Below are 14,965 nucleotides of genomic sequence, written 5' to 3'. Positions count from 1 at the left end.
GGCAGGCTAATCTGCGCCCACCGCCACAAGTGCGGTTAACGGTTTACCTATCGCCGGATTGAACTGCTCAGGGTTTTGCTCCAAGAGGCGCAGCGCCGTGGCCGCAATCTGATTTTGAAAATAGGCCGGGCTGTTATGCAGCTCACCCAGGGCTTTGATATCCGGGCCGATGGCCGCCAGCCAGATCTGATCCGAACCCACAATCCCGGCCTTAAACTCATCCACGCCCTTGAACATGGTGGTCGCCGCGCGGGCGCTGGCGTGGTGGGGCCAGCCGCTGGGCGTATAACCGCGGCCGTGATCGACCGAGATAATCAGATTGGTGTTATTGCGATAACCAGGCAGTGACTGCAAGGTCTGCCAGAGGTCGGCAATCAACGTATCCGCCCGATGAGCGGAGTTGAGGTACTGGTGATACTCCTTATCGTGGGCGAAGTCGTCGGTCTCCCCCAATGAGACAAACAGCACCTTCGGCTGTTTTGCCAACAAATACTCCTTGGCAAAACCCATGGTAAAGGCATCCAGGCGCACATTGTGCCAGGGGCTCGGCGTCTGGGCCTGCAACTCATTCAGCGCCTCGGCCCGCTCTGAAAGCTCTGGCCATGCGGCGGGCATAAAGCCGGCATTCACCGGCAGCCGGCTGCGGCCCACATTTAATATCGCCGGAAAAACATCCCAACTGCCAAACGCCGCGACGCTGTTGTTATAGCCCGGCTGCTGATTCAACCATTCCAGAAAGGTGACGTTGGGGTTGGGTGTGGCGGCGTTGGAGTCGATGCCCGGGTCGGCCAGGCCGGTTAAAATTTCGTTGTAACCGGGGTAGGAGAACCACCAGGGGTTGGTAACCGCCATCGCCGAGCCGGCATCGCGGTTGCCCACCAGCACACCGTTGGCCGCCACCTGCTGCCAAATAAAGGGCATCAGTTTCTCCCGCCGAACGCTATTGCTGGCGCCGCCAAAACGCGCCGCTAACGCCTCAGCCTGTTCGGTATAATTTTCGTCGTTGAGCAGCGCCTCGTCATAACCGCGAAACAGCTCCTGCCAACGCAGGCCATCCAAGGTCACCAGCACCAAATTGTCGGCCGCATTGGCGGCCAGGCCGAAACCCAGTAACAGCAGCCCGGCGACCACGCCAAAATAATTTTTCATCTCATCCTCGCGGTGAAAAAAAACGGGGCCTAAGCCCCGCAGTTTTCGGTTTTGTTTTGTTAATTAAAATTTCGCCGTTACACCCAGCACCGCTGTGCGGGTCGCTCCCAGCCAGGCGCCGTAGTTGCCGGCGATACCGCCCAGGTAGCGCTCGTCAAACAGGTTGTTCACGGTCAGGTGGAGATCGACACTGTCGACATAGGCCGAGTTAAAGGGAATCTCCGCACCCAGGTAGAGATCCACCACCGAGTAGTCCGGCGCCACATTGGCGGCGCTGTTATCGATGGTGATAAAGCGGTCGTCCACCCACTTGTTGCTGATACCGGCCCGGTAGTTGCCCAGCGTCCAATCCAGCGACAACACCCACATATTTTCCGGCGAACCGATTACGGTGTTGCCCGGCACTACACCCACCGCCGCGTCGATAGCGGCATTACCGGTACCGACGTAGGTGGCGTCGTTGTAGGTGTAGGCGCTATAGACGGACAAATTGGAATTTAGAAAATAGGTCGCGGCCAGTTCCACACCATTGGACTCAACACCGCCCACGTTTTGGTAGGTGCCTTCCACTTCATTCAGGTAGTCGTTCTGACCGGTACCGTTATCAACGCCGGCAATGTAGGTGATGCGATTATCAAATTCGATCTCGTAGTAGACCGCACTCAACTGCAGCTGGTCGTTCTGATAGCGCACACCCACATCCAGGTTGTCGGCGGTCTCCGGCTCCAGGTCAGCGGTGGCTTCAGCCGACTCCAATACCACATCTTTAATCGCCGCAAAGTTTTCGGCGTAGCCGGCAAACAGCTCCAGACCATCGACTGGAGTCTGGTAGAGGATACCGAACGAGGGCAGCAGGTCAGAATCGGAGTTAAGGCTTGGACCATTAACGCCACTCAACTTATCTTTTTTATCCAGTTCGACAAAAAACTGTTTGCCACCGGCGCGCAGGGTAACCCCGCCAATTTGGAAGCTGTCTTCCAGATAGACCATGGTGGTGTCGACCGGAAATTCATTTTTATACTGCAACCAGTAGGGTGCGCCTTCGTAGCTGAAGCTCACTCGGGAGTCTTTTACCTGGTGCCAGTTGCGCGACTCTTCACGGGTGTAATCTTCATACCACAAACCACCGCGCAAAGTGTTCATGTTATCACCCAACGCCACGGCCCACTCAAAATCGGCGGTTATACCAAAGCGCTCTTTGTTGTAGTGGGTGTGACGATAAGAGCCCACCGGAATGGCACCGTCAACCTGGCAGGCCGGATCGTAGGCGCCATAGCTGGTGCCGCCATAGGGGAAGTCCAAGCTGCCGGAGCAGCCGGCAATGGAGGGGTTGTCGGAGCCGTCGGCACCAATAAAGGCCAGAGTATTGCCGTTACCATCGACGAAAGTGATGCGGTTGCCGCTATTTGGATCGACCACGTATTGCGGTACCCAGTCACCACGGCCGCTATTGACGTGATAGTAGGTGGCGGCTTCGGCCTTCAGCGCGCCGTTGTCGAAATTCAGTTTTAAGTAGGCCAGATTATTTTCGCGCAGGGTCGACCAGGCGCGACGGTAAACCTGATCGACATAGGGAATGCCGGTCCAGTCGCCGGTCAAACGGTCCCACTCGTCGTTGATATCAAATTCCGTGGCGGTGATACGTTGGTAGTTATCCTCCTCGGTGTCATCGTAGGCGTAGTAACCGGTGAGTTTGTAATCGCCCAGCTCGCTGATAAATTTAGCCGCCACGTGCTTGCGTTGGTTTTCTGCAGAGCCCTCCATCCAGTCACTGCTCTCAGCATTGGAGTAGCTTAACCAGGCGTAGGTGTTACCAAACAGCTCGCCGGTATCCATACGCACATACACTTTTTTCGCATCGTACTCGCCAGCATCGCCACTGACGGTAAAGCCGCGTTCGCTTTCCGGGTCACTGGTTAAAAAGTTGAGCGTACCACCCAGCGCTTCGTGAGAGCGGGAGGAGATATCGGCGGTACCCTGGGAGACCTCAACACCGGCCAGGTTCAACGTGTCGATAAAACGGTTAGCTTTAGAGCCACCACCGTAGTTGGAGTTGCCGTTGGGGATACCGTCGATGGTCATACCAATCTGCTGGGCATCCAAACTCAACTGAAAGCCGCGCATGCTGACGGTGGTGGACCAGTCGTCGGCACCAAAGGTATCGCCTTCGTTCACCAGCACGCCAGGAATATTATCGATAACCGCAGTAACGCTGGTCAGCCCCGCCTGCTGATCCAACATGGAGTCAGTCACCGCGTTATTGGCGTAGGTTTTGTACTTGCCAATAATTACCACCTCTTCCAGCACGGAAGAGTCGATTTCTGTTTCGGAGGTCTCCGCCCAAGCGGCGGTGGTGCTCGCTACCGCAATAGCGGTAACAAGAAGTTTGCGTGTGATCATGGCCCAGCACCTAATGTGTTCGTGATTTTTCGTAGGGGTTTGCTGGGCGCGAAGTTTATTTAGCTTGTGTGACGTTTTATTTTAAAGAAGATGAACAATAGATGACGTCGGCTGAAGCCGACGATGGCTAAGCGTGGCAATTTTTAGAGGAAGGGAAGCCAAAGGTAAATGGCGGTGCGGGCGCGCCGGCAAGTAGAAGTAACGTTCAATAGTTACGTTCGGTTTTGCCAAACGCCAGCCATCTATTTTTGCTCCAGCGGTTTAACCACGGCAGCGGGTTTGTGCTCCTGCTTTTTTTGCGCGCCGCCGGTAATCGCCAAACGCATCGCCTCTTCGATGCCGATATCGAGTGGTATTAACTGGTCGCGCTTAATGTACATGGTGTGGCCGCCAATCATAAAACTCATGGGCATATAAACCCCGACGCGATCCTGGCCGGGAAAGAGTTTGGCCCCGGCATTTTCACCGGTGACAAAACCGATCTGGTAATAACCGTTACCCATATCGACACTCACCACACTGCTCAGGTCGCTGTTTTTACCCAGGCTGAAGACGGTGATGATATCGCTGATGGAGGCATAGATGGATTTGGCCAGGGGAATCTTCTGCACCAGGCGATTGGCCAGACCAACCAGGTAGCGCATGCCATAGACATTCATCAGCAGGCCACCGGCCACCAACAGCGCCAGGGCCGTGATCAAACCCAAGCCCGGGAAATACCAAAAATTGGGCAACAGCAGAATCAACAGCTCGCGACAGAGAGTCTCCAAGGTAGCCGCCAACCAATACAGGGCGTACAAGGTTAAGGCCAAAGGCAGCAGCGTTACCAACCCCTGCAGAATGAGCGTGAACAGCTTTTGCATCTATTACTCCTAAAACATCAATGGTGGCTCGTTGCCCGGCACGGCGGCCCGCTTTTTAGCCGGGGCAGCCGGTCTACTCTGTACTAAACTGAATAGGCGCCCAACCCTGGTTATTTCTTGCTCAGTTGTAACTTGCCGGGCAAGCGGTTAGCATGCGCAGTTTTTCGCAGGGTAGCCAAGTGGCAGCCGTACCCTGCTTGGCAATCTATCATCGAGTGAAATCCCATGCACAGTCGCGGCACACTTTTTACCGTTTCCGCGCCCTCCGGCGCCGGTAAAACCAGCCTGGTGGAAGCCCTCATTCAAGCCATGCCCGACATTCAGGTGTCAGTGTCGCACACTACCCGCAGCAAGCGCCCCGGCGAAGAGGATGGCGTTAACTACCATTTTGTGACCGCCGAGCAGTTTCACAGTATGGCCGCCAACAGTGAGTTTTTGGAGCACGCCGAGGTTTTTGGCAACTACTACGGCACCGCCCAGAGCTGGGTGGAAGCGACCCTCAAGCGCGGCATCGATGTCATTTTGGAGATCGATTGGCAGGGCGCCGACCAGATTCGTCGCCTACTGCCCGACACCGTCGGCATTTTTATTCTGCCCCCCTCCCGGGCCACCCTGGAGGAGCGCCTCACCAACCGCGGCCAGGACGACGCCCAGGTGATTGCCGCGCGCATGCAGAAGGCGATCAACGAGATGTCCCATTATGTTGAAGCCGACTACCTGATCATCAATGAAAACTTTGACGTGGCACTGGCCGACTTCCAGGCGGTGATTCGCGCACAGCGGCTCACTTTGGATAATCAGCAGGCGCGCCACGGCAGCCAACTGGAGAATTTATTGTCCTGACTGGACAATTTGCGTACAATCCTCCGCCCTTAGCACAACCCTATTGACCAATACGGAAACACCTATGGCCCGCATTACTGTTGAAGATTGCCTGAACCATGTCGACAACCGCTTTGAGCTGGTGCTGGTTGGCAGCAAACGCGCCCGCCAAATCGCCGTCGGCGGCAAAGATCCCATGGTGCCGGAAGAGAACGACAAGCCCACCGTAATTGCCCTGCGTGAAATTGAAGAGGGCCTGGTGGATGCCAGCATTCTCGACCAGAAAGAAGAGGTCGACGACGAGTTCCCTAGCAGTATCGAATTGCTCGACGAATAACGGCTCGCCCCATCCGTGCACCGGCCGCCTTAGCCAAGGCGGCCTGCGCCACCACCGACCAACCGCTATTAAGACCCGCTTAATAGTGCTGCTCTAAAACCCTCACTGCATACACCGCGCTTAAAACAGCTCCCCCTCAAACTGCTCTCGATGCAATTCAACACCACCGAGCAATGACAGTCTGTGTCATAGATTTGCGCCTGGGCACGTGCCGGGGGCTTGGCAAAGGGTGTGCTTTGCCGGTATTGTCACCTACCGGGCAGTCAGGCCAGGGAAAGTCAATCACTCATTCACTGGTAATTCGGCCGTCGGCAATACGAACGTGGTCAACATCGAAAAATTAAGTCAGCATATCGCCAGCTACCTCGACCCGGAGCAGGTCAATTTGGTACGCCGCTCCTACTTTTATGCTGAACAGGCCCACGACGGCCAGCGCCGCACCTCCGGCGAAGCCTACGTTACCCACCCTCTGCAAGTTGCCTCCATCCTCTCGGAAATGCACATGGACCATCAAAGCCTGATGGCCGCCATGCTGCACGATGTGATCGAAGATACCGCCATCAATAAGGGCGCGCTCACCACGCAGTTTGGCGAAACCGTTGCCGAGCTGGTCGATGGTGTGAGCAAGCTGACGCAGATGGAGTTTGAATCCCAGGCGGAAAAAGAGGCCGAGAATTTCCGCAAAATGACCTTGGCCATGGCCAAGGATATTCGCGTGATTCTGGTAAAACTTTCCGACCGCTTGCACAACATGCGCACCTTAGGCGCACTGCGGCCGGAGAAAAAACGGCGCGTCGCCAAGCAGACGCTGGAGATCTACGCCCCCATCGCCGCGCGCCTGGGCATGAACGACATCCGTATCGAATTTGAAGATCTCTGCTTCCAGGCGATGCACCCGTTGCGGGCGCGGCGCCTGGACGCCGCCTTAAAGTCGGTACGCGGCGGCCACCGCAAGGAGCTGGTCGACACCATCCGCTCCGATATCGCCGCCCGCCTCGACCGGGATAAGGTCGAGGCCGAGGTGTTTGGCCGCGAGAAACACCTGTTCAGCATCTACTCCAAGATGCGCAGCAAAAAGAAATCGTTCAAAGAGATTATGGATGTGCACGCCTTTCGCATTGTCGTGCAGAGCGTCGACGACTGCTACCGGGCGCTGGGTTCCATCCACAACCTCTACAAACCCATCCCCGGCGAGTTTAAAGATTACATCGCCATTCCCAAGGTGAATGGCTATCAGTCGCTGCACACAGTGTTGGTCGGCTTGCATGGCAAACCGATAGAGGTGCAGATTCGCACTCAGGAGATGGATGCCCTCGCCAACCAGGGCATTGCCGCCCACTGGCTCTACAAATCGGAAGACAAAGACCTGATCAGCCACGCCCGGGCGCGCAAATGGGTGAGTGGCCTGTTGGAGATTCAACAGCAGGCGGGCAACTCGCTGGAGTTTATCGAAAACGCCAAGATCGACCTCTTCCCCGACGAAGTTTATGTTTTTACCCCCAAGGGCAAGATTGTCGAACTGCCGGCCGGCGCCACCGCCGTCGACTTCGCCTACGCGGTGCATACCGATATCGGCAACCACTGTATCGCCTGCCGGGTAAACGATCGCCTGGCACCGCTCTCGCGCCAGCTGCAAAGCGGCGAGCGGGTGGTGATCATCACCTCCGAGGTGGCCCAGCCCAACCCCAACTGGCTCAATTTTGTCGTCTCCGGCAAGGCACGCAGTGCCATTCGCCACTACCTGAAAAACCAGCGTCATAATCAATCGGTGGAGCTGGGTGCGCGCATGCTCGACCAGGCCCTGGCCACCTACAAGCTGAGCCTTGATGGCCTCAGCGCCGAGCAGGCCAAGTCGCTGCTTGATGATTGCAAACTGGAGACCATGGACGCCCTGCTCGAAGAGATCGGCCTCGGCCGCCGGCCACCGCAGACCATCGCCCAAAAACTGGCGCCGGTGTCCACCGGCGGCGACGATTACATCGGCGGGGCACCGCTGATTATCGATTCCGCCGACGCCCTGGTGATCAGTTTCGCGCGCTGCTGCCGCCCCATTCCGGGCGACACCATTGCCGCCCACACCAGCGCCGGCAAGGGGCTGGTGGTGCACCAGGAGTCGTGTCGCAACCTCTCGGAGATTCGCAACAGCAAGCCGGAATCGATCAGCCCCATCAGCTGGGCGGAGCATGTCAGTGGTGAGTTTGTGGTGGGCTTGCGGGTGGAGGTGGCCTCCGAGCGCGGCATTATTGCCAACATGGCGACCCGTATCTCCGAGCAGGGGGCCGGCATTGAGAAGATCCAGGTCAATGAGCGCGACGCCCAGAATATGGTGATCCAAATAACACTAACGGTCAGCAACCGAACCCACCTGGCCAATATCATGCGCCGCATCCGCAGCATGCACCCAGTGTTGCGGGTGAGCCGCAGCAAAAACTGATTGCCTAAAACCGCCGGGTAATTATACTAGGCGGCTTTTCCCGAGCGGCAGGCAGACCAACCACCACCCGACATCAGCTCAAATCCCCGCCTGTCCCTCGTTAACCTTAGCCCATACGGGGGGCGCTATGACTAACAAAGCAACCATTCACACTGACCAGGCGCCGGCCGCCATTGGCACCTACTCCCAGGCTGTCAAAGTCAACAATACCGTCTATCTCTCCGGCCAGATTCCCCTGGTGCCGGCCACTATGGAGATGGTCTCGGATGACTTCACCGAACAGGCCCATCAGGTGTTCAAAAACCTGACCGCCGTTATTCAGGCCGCCGGTGGCAACCTCAAAGATATTGTTAAGCTCAATATCTACCTGACCGACCTGGCCAACTTCCCCATCGTCAATGAGGTGATGGCCGGCTACTTCGAAAAGCCCTACCCTGCGCGCGCCGCCATCGGTATTAATCAGTTGCCCAAAGACGCACTGATCGAAGCCGACGCCATCGCCGTCATCTAACCGCCTTTATTCCCCACTACCGGCCCCACCCGCGATAAATGCATCGATGATGGCGGGGTAACCCTCCCGGTAGCTGGGGTATTGCAGCTCGATACCCATGGCCAACAGGCGCTTGTTACTCAGGCGCTTGCTGGCACTCGGCCCAGCGCTCGCCAACAGCGGCGGCAGCTTGGCCAGCCGTTGGCCCAAGGCCTCGGCCAGCCAGCTTTTCACCTCCCATTGCGGCGCCGGGCAGCTGTCGGTGCCAATTAACAGCTCTGGTACCTCATGGCTTGCCAGAAGATGGGCGATAACCCGGGCGCAGTCGTGTTGATGAATGCGATTGGTATAGACCGGCGGCGCTTTTACCCCCCCTTGCCCCTGCAACACCTGCTGTAACAGACGGTTGCGCCCTGGGCCGTAGATGCCGGAAAAGCGCACACACACCACCGGCAGCCCGGATTGCCGCCACAGAGCCTCTGCCTCAAGCAGACGCTGGCCAGCGAAGCCATCGGGCTCGGCGACACTACTCTCATCCACCCACTCACCATCACTCTGGCCGTAAACGCTGGTGCTGGAGACAAACACCACCCGCTCGGGTGCCACACCGGCAGCCTGCAGCTCGGCGATGATCGTTGCACTCGCCGCCACATAGCCGCGCTGGTAGCCCGCATCGGAGCGCTCGCCGGGAGTGAGGCTGACCACAATGTGGCTGCAGCGGCCGCCGGCCAAGATAGGGGCTAGGCTGCCCGGCTGGTTAAAATCGGCGGCAAGGGCCTCGAAGCCCGCGGCTATCCGCTCCGGCCGCCGACGCACCCCCAGCGCCTGGGTATAAGCCTGCCGTTCAGGCAAGCTGGCAAACTCCGCCGCCAGGCTGCCACAACCCAACCAGAGCAGCTTGCGCTCACCCATACTATTCATCTCCACCGCACCCTCGCAACAAAACTAAAACATCATAGAAAAAAGCTATTTATCTCATATCTTAATAAAATAAATCACAAACCCGTAACTGATAGCCAACGACAAAAACCTTTAGTAGGCTTACCCTCCAGTAGTGACTATAAATCCAACGAGATAGATCCGCATGACCCTGACCGAACTGCGCTACATTGTTACCCTGGCCCAAGAGCAGCATTTTGGCCGCGCCGCCGAGAAGTGTTTTGTCTCCCAGCCAACGCTGAGTATCGCTGTTAAGAAACTGGAAGATGAACTGGGTGTGGCGCTGTTTGAGCGCTCCAAGACCCGGGTGAAACCGACGCCGCTGGGCGAGTCCATCGTCACGCAAGCGCAGCTGGTGCTGGAACAGACCTCGGCCATCAAAGACCTGGCCACCGCCGGCAAAGATCAGCTGCGCAGCCCATTGCAGGTGGGTGCGATTTTCACCATCGGCCCCTATCTCTTTCCGCACTTTATTCCCGAACTGCTCAAACGCGCCTCTGATATGCCGCTCTATGTCGAGGAGGGCTTCACCGCCACCCTGCGCCAGCGCCTGCGCAACGGCGAGCTGGATGTGATTATTGTCGCCCTGCCGTTTACCGAGGCCGATGTGGTTACCCAGCCGCTGTACGATGAGTCGTTTGTGGTGCTGCTTTATAAAGGCCACCCGCTGGCCGCCAAGGAGTCGATCTCGGCCCAGGATCTGGAGTCACAAAATATTCTGCTGCTGGGTGAGGGCCACTGCTTCCGCGACCAGGTATTTGAAGCCTGCCCCAACCTGCGCCCCTCGGCGGAGAACGACTTCAACCACTCCAAAATTCGCACGGCGGCCGAGGGCAGCTCGCTCGAGACACTGCGCCACATGGTCGCCTCGGGCCTCGGCATCACCATTCTGCCGAGTTCCGCCGCCACCAGCCCCTTCTACAACAGCGACCAGTTGGTGGTGCGCCCCTTCTCCGACCTGGCCCCCAGCCGCACGGTGGCCCTGGCCTGGCGCGCCAGCTTTCCGCGCCATAAAGCCATCGACGTGCTGCGCCAGGCGATCAACCAGTGTCAGCTGGAGCGGCAACAGTAGCAAGTTGCCGCCGAACACTGGCAAACGCCCACTACCTATAATTTATGATGAAATGTTGTCATCAGTGCTGCACGACCGGGCGCCGATGGCCGGCAAATTGCCACAGCGACTTCACCTTCTCCCGCAAAAACGACTAGCATTAACCCCTGGGCTGGAGAGCCCCGGTGATAAGCACAACTGGGAACATAAATTTGACCGCCGGCAGCAGACAACCGCCATTTGAACTGACCCCCATCACAGCGCTTAAGGGCGTTGGCCCACAACTGGCGGCCAAGCTGGAGAAGCTCGGTATCCGCTGCTTTCGCGATCTGCTGTTCCACCTGCCGCTGCGTTACATCGACCAGACCCACATCACCCCCATCGGCGAACTGCAACCGGGCAGTTATGCGGTGGTCGAGGCGCATATCCAGGGCAGCCAGGTGGTGTTTGGCAAACGCCGCAGCCTGGTGTGCCGTATTGCCGATGACAGCGGTACCACGCAATTGCGCTTTTTTCACTTCTCGGCGGCACAAAAAGAGCGACTGGCCCCAGGCCAGTTGCTGCGGGTGTTTGGTGAGGCGCGCCGGGGGGCCGCGGGGCTCGAGTTCTACCACCCGGAAACCACCCTGATCAGCGCCGACACGCCGCTGCCGGAAGGGCTCACCCCCATCTACCCCAGCACCGAGGGCATCAGCCAGAAGAAGTGGCTGCAACTCACCGAGCAGTTGCTCGAGCGCTGCGGCCAGACCCCAATCGAGGATCTGATTCCAAAAGAGATTCAACCACTGAGCGGGCGCGCGGCCATCGCCGATATCCTCAGTTTTCTGCATCGGCCACCGCGTTCGGTTAACGCCCAGGATCTCACCCAGCGCAGCCACCCGCTGCAGCAACGGCTGGCACTGGAAGAGCTGCTCGCGCACCACCTGAGCCTGCGGCAGCAGCGCTGGCGCAGTCAGGGGAGTGGCTATGCCCTGCAACCGGCCCTGCCGCTGACCAAACAGTTTCTGCAACAGCTGCCGTTTATTCCCACCGCCGCCCAGGTGAGGGTGCATCAGGAGGTGAGCGCTGACCTGGCCCGCAAGATGCCCATGCGCCGGCTGGTGCAGGGCGATGTCGGCAGTGGCAAAACCTTGATTGCCGCCCTCGCCTGCCTGCCCGCGGTGGCTGCCGGCAAGCAGGTGGCGGTGATGGCGCCGACGGAAATTCTGGCGGAACAGCACTTTCAAAATTTTTGCCGATGGCTGGAGCCCTTGGGGCTTCGGGTCGGCTGGCTCACCGGTCGCCTGACCGCCAAACAGCGGCAGACCACCCAGGAGGGGATCACCCGCGGCGACCTCCAGGTGCTGGTCGGCACCCAGGCGCTGTTTCAGGAGTCGGTCACCTTCGACGACCTGGCCCTGGTGATCATCGATGAACAGCACCGCTTTGGTGTTTTCCAGCGGCTGGCGCTGCAGCAGAAGAATGAGCGCGCCAAGCCCCACCTGCTGCTACTCACCGCCACCCCCATTCCACGCACCCTGGCCATGAGCCTCTATGCCAGCCTGGATATCTCGGTCATCGACGAGCTGCCGCCCGGGCGTACCGCCATCAAAACCGTTACGGTTAACAATGAACGTCGGGCCGAGGTGATCACCCGCGTCGGCGGCAACTGCGCCCAGGGCCGGCAGGCCTATTGGGTCTGCACCCTGATCGATGAGTCCGAGACGCTGCAGGCGCAGGCGGCGGAGGAGCTCTGCCAGAGCCTGCAAAAAGCCCTGCCCACGCTCACCATTGGCCTGATTCACGGCCGCATGAGCGGCAGCGACAAAGACCGGCAGATGGCCCGCTTCAAAGCCGGTGAGCTGCAGTTGCTGGTGGCCACAACGGTGATTGAGGTGGGGGTCGATGTGCCCAATGCCAGCCTGATGATTATTGAAAACCCGGAGCGGCTGGGGCTGGCGCAACTGCATCAGCTGCGCGGTCGCGTCGGCCGCGGTACCGCCGAGAGCCACTGCGTGTTGCTCTACCAGAAGCCACTGGGCAAAACCGCCCGGCAACGGCTGGAGGTGATGAAAACCACCAGCGATGGCTTCGTGATTGCGGAAGAGGATATGAAACTGCGCGGCCCGGGCGAGGTGCTTGGCACCCGCCAAACCGGCGATATTCAATTCCGTATCGCCGATCTCAGCCAACACCAGGCACTCCTGCCCCACGTTGAAACCATGGGTGAAACGCTTTTCACCCAGTACCCGGAGCGGGTGACGCCGTTGATTGAACGCTGGCTGGCGGAGCGGGAGCAGTTCGCCGAAGCGTGAGTTTAAACTACAATTTCGTTGAAAAGAGCGTCAGTCTGTGCGCTGTTTAGCGCAAATTGTAAATTTTACCCCCGCTAACCCCAGACCCTGATCTACACTTAAAAACAGTCACCCCGTCCATTGGTGCACCCCAATACCCTGCACCCCAGGTGGTGAACTAACCAAAATTTTTCAAATACGCAGGCCGGCAACTAACACTGGCCGGCTCGATCACCGGCCATCGCCAGGCATGGCCATTGATTTAATTCTCGGGATTAGATTAGGCAGGAATTATGTCGGTGCAGTTTCCGAGCAATGTAAAAAAGTTGTTAGATAACAAGCAGATAGCATACACCATGACCATGTACGCTGACGATAAAGACCCACAGCCCCAAGATTACCGCGATCAACATCTGCGCGACCAATCGGTTGCCCGCTCCATCCTGTTGGAAGACAGCGAAGGCAAGCTGTTGGCGCTGATTCCAGGTGATTGCATGCTCGATCTCCAGCGCCTGCGCCAGCTTACCCAGCGCACGCTGGCGCCGGTCTCCCCCCGGGAGTGGGAAAAATTCACGCGCAGTAAAAACCTGGACGCCATCCCCGCCATTCCCAATATTGCCGGCTTAACCACCGTCATTGATGAGCGTCTAGTCAACGGTGGCAAGAGCGTACTGCTCGACTCCGGTAAGTCACCGCATCTGTTACAGGTTGATAACCAGGCTCTGGCTGAGTTGATGGAAAACAAAGCCCTGTGCCTGGATATCGCCATCTCTATCGCGGACGTAGAGCAGTCCTGCCGCAATCCTGGTGGTGATATGAAAGATATTAGTAATGCAGTGTCTAACTTCACCCAACTGCGCATCAAGCAGCGCCTGGAAGATACCCTGGAACTGCCGCCGTTGCCGCAGACCGCCCAACGCATCATCAAGTTGCGGGTCGACCCCAACGCCGATATCAGTGACTTGTCGGAGATCGTCGAGACCGACCCCAGCCTGGCGGCCCAGGTGGTCAGTTGGGCCTCTTCGCCCTACTACTCGGCGCCCGGCAAGATTCGCAGTATCCACGACGCCATTGTGCGGGTACTCGGCTTCGATATGGTGTTGAACCTGGCACTCGGTATCGCCTTAAGCCGCACCCTGGAGATCCCCAAAAGCGGCCCCTATGGCATTCAGCCCTACTGGCGCTCAGCAGTTTATACCGCCGCCATTATGGAGGCCCTGGTCACGGCTATTCCCCGCCAGTATCGGCCCGGCTTCGGCCTCGCCTACCTGAGCGGGCTGCTGCACAACTTCGGTTTTCTGATTCTGGCGGATGTCTTTCCACCCCACTTTGATCGCCTGTGCGATACCTGGAATGCCAACCCCCACGTCAGCCACCAAGTGGTTGAGAAACAACTGCTGGGCGTCAACCGTGCCCAGTTGGCCGCCTGGCTGATGGAGAGCTGGCATATGCCCGAAGAGGTAGTCGTTGCTCTGCGTCACCAGAACGACCCAAGCTACCAGGGCGAGCACGCCGTCTACGCCAATCTGCTCTACATCGCCCAGGCACTGCTGCAGAAGTACAACATGGGCAGCGGCCCCACGGTCTACCTCTCCAATGAGCTGTTGGCGCGCGTCCACCTGGAGCGCAGCGGCCTCGACGAAACCGTCAGCAGCATCATGAATTCCAAAATGGAGCTGGAAAACATCGCCGGCGAGCTGGCCGGATAAACCGAGCGGCAACCCGCCAGACTGGCAGTCGGATACAAAAACAGGAGCCTCGGCTCCTGTTTTTGTTGCTGGCGTGTGTTCGGTTAACCCTTATTCAAAGCATCCATCAATTATTCAACGCGTCCTTCAATTATTTAACGCGTCCTTCAGTGCCTTGCCCGGCTTAAAGCCGACGCCGGTGCTGGCGGCAATGGTTATCACCGCACCGGTGACCGGGTTGCGGCCACTGCGCTCGGCCCGGGCGCGACAGCTGAAACTGCCGAAGCCAACCAGGTTGACCGGCTCATTGCGGCTTAAGGCGTTGGTGATCTCGTCCAAAATGGTGGTCACCGCTTCATGGGCCTCCTCTTTGGAAAGGTTGGCCGCGCTGGCGACGGCGTCAACAAGTTCGGTTTTGTGCATAACCTTCCTACAATAGTTGCGTGAATTTGCCGAGAGGATAACTCCTCTGGCTTTCTTTTTAGTTCAATTTGTGGCTTTATCAAGCCCGCCAAGTCT

12 protein-coding genes are annotated in these 14,965 nt (G+C 58.1%); 7 read left to right on the top strand and 5 right to left on the bottom strand.

Going from position 1 to position 14,965, the window contains the following annotated elements:
- Positions 1-6: 6 nt before the first annotated feature.
- The 3 genes from SBL51_RS16195 to SBL51_RS16185 all read right to left on the bottom strand — a co-directional run bounded on the left by SBL51_RS16195 (position 7) and on the right by SBL51_RS16185 (position 4,412).
- Positions 7-1,149 (bottom strand): alkaline phosphatase family protein, encoded by a 1,143-nt coding sequence (locus SBL51_RS16195; RefSeq protein WP_317932133.1) that lies wholly within the window; start codon positions 1,147-1,149, stop codon positions 7-9.
- Positions 1,150-1,212: 63 nt separating this feature from the next.
- Entirely contained in the window at positions 1,213-3,549 is a 2,337-nt protein-coding gene (locus SBL51_RS16190) for a TonB-dependent receptor domain-containing protein (protein WP_317932132.1), read from the bottom strand.
- A gap of 242 nt (positions 3,550-3,791) precedes the next feature.
- On the bottom strand, positions 3,792-4,412 hold the full coding sequence (locus SBL51_RS16185; RefSeq protein ID WP_317932131.1) for a DUF502 domain-containing protein: 621 nt from the start codon (positions 4,410-4,412) through the stop codon (positions 3,792-3,794).
- 225 nt (positions 4,413-4,637) lie between these two features.
- On the opposite strand from SBL51_RS16185, the gene gmk reads away from it, so the two are divergent.
- The 4 genes from gmk (at position 4,638) to SBL51_RS16165 (ending at position 8,516) form a co-directional block, all read left to right on the top strand.
- Positions 4,638-5,255, top strand: a complete 618-nt coding sequence (gene gmk, locus SBL51_RS16180; RefSeq protein ID WP_317932130.1) for a guanylate kinase — start codon at positions 4,638-4,640, stop codon at positions 5,253-5,255.
- A gap of 64 nt (positions 5,256-5,319) precedes the next feature.
- Positions 5,320-5,571: a DNA-directed RNA polymerase subunit omega gene (gene rpoZ, locus SBL51_RS16175; RefSeq protein WP_317932129.1), complete on the top strand. Its 252-nt coding sequence runs from the start codon at positions 5,320-5,322 to the stop codon at positions 5,569-5,571.
- A 322-nt stretch (positions 5,572-5,893) separates the two neighbouring features.
- On the top strand, positions 5,894-8,005 hold the full coding sequence (locus SBL51_RS16170) for a RelA/SpoT family protein (RefSeq protein WP_317932128.1): 2,112 nt from the start codon (positions 5,894-5,896) through the stop codon (positions 8,003-8,005).
- A gap of 127 nt (positions 8,006-8,132) precedes the next feature.
- Positions 8,133-8,516, top strand: coding sequence for a RidA family protein (locus SBL51_RS16165; RefSeq protein WP_317932127.1), 384 nt, complete (start codon positions 8,133-8,135; stop codon positions 8,514-8,516).
- A gap of 6 nt (positions 8,517-8,522) precedes the next feature.
- Here SBL51_RS16165 and SBL51_RS16160 read toward each other — a convergent pair whose 3' ends face one another.
- Positions 8,523-9,416: an SDR family oxidoreductase gene (locus SBL51_RS16160; RefSeq protein WP_317932126.1), complete on the bottom strand. Its 894-nt coding sequence runs from the start codon at positions 9,414-9,416 to the stop codon at positions 8,523-8,525.
- 163 nt (positions 9,417-9,579) lie between these two features.
- On the opposite strand from SBL51_RS16160, the gene SBL51_RS16155 reads away from it, so the two are divergent.
- From SBL51_RS16155 to SBL51_RS16145, 3 genes are all read left to right on the top strand, one after another.
- On the top strand, positions 9,580-10,506 hold the full coding sequence (locus tag SBL51_RS16155; RefSeq protein WP_317932125.1) for a hydrogen peroxide-inducible genes activator: 927 nt from the start codon (positions 9,580-9,582) through the stop codon (positions 10,504-10,506).
- A gap of 191 nt (positions 10,507-10,697) precedes the next feature.
- Positions 10,698-12,779 carry an ATP-dependent DNA helicase RecG gene (recG, locus tag SBL51_RS16150; RefSeq protein ID WP_317932124.1) on the top strand — a complete coding sequence of 694 codons (2,082 nt, stop codon included), beginning with the start codon at positions 10,698-10,700 and terminating at the stop codon, positions 12,777-12,779.
- 272 nt (positions 12,780-13,051) lie between these two features.
- Positions 13,052-14,467, top strand: a complete 1,416-nt coding sequence (locus tag SBL51_RS16145; RefSeq protein ID WP_317932123.1) for an aminoacyl-tRNA deacylase and HDOD domain-containing protein — start codon at positions 13,052-13,054, stop codon at positions 14,465-14,467.
- A gap of 126 nt (positions 14,468-14,593) precedes the next feature.
- On the opposite strand, the gene SBL51_RS16140 is transcribed toward SBL51_RS16145, so the two are convergent.
- On the bottom strand, positions 14,594-14,869 hold the full coding sequence (locus SBL51_RS16140) for an HU family DNA-binding protein (RefSeq protein WP_317932122.1): 276 nt from the start codon (positions 14,867-14,869) through the stop codon (positions 14,594-14,596).
- Positions 14,870-14,965 lie beyond the last annotated feature (96 nt).

This window comes from Halioxenophilus sp. WMMB6, from assembly GCF_033283405.1.
Lineage (GTDB): Bacteria > Pseudomonadota > Gammaproteobacteria > Pseudomonadales > Cellvibrionaceae > Halioxenophilus.
This window is presented reverse-complemented; position numbering and strand designations above follow the sequence as displayed.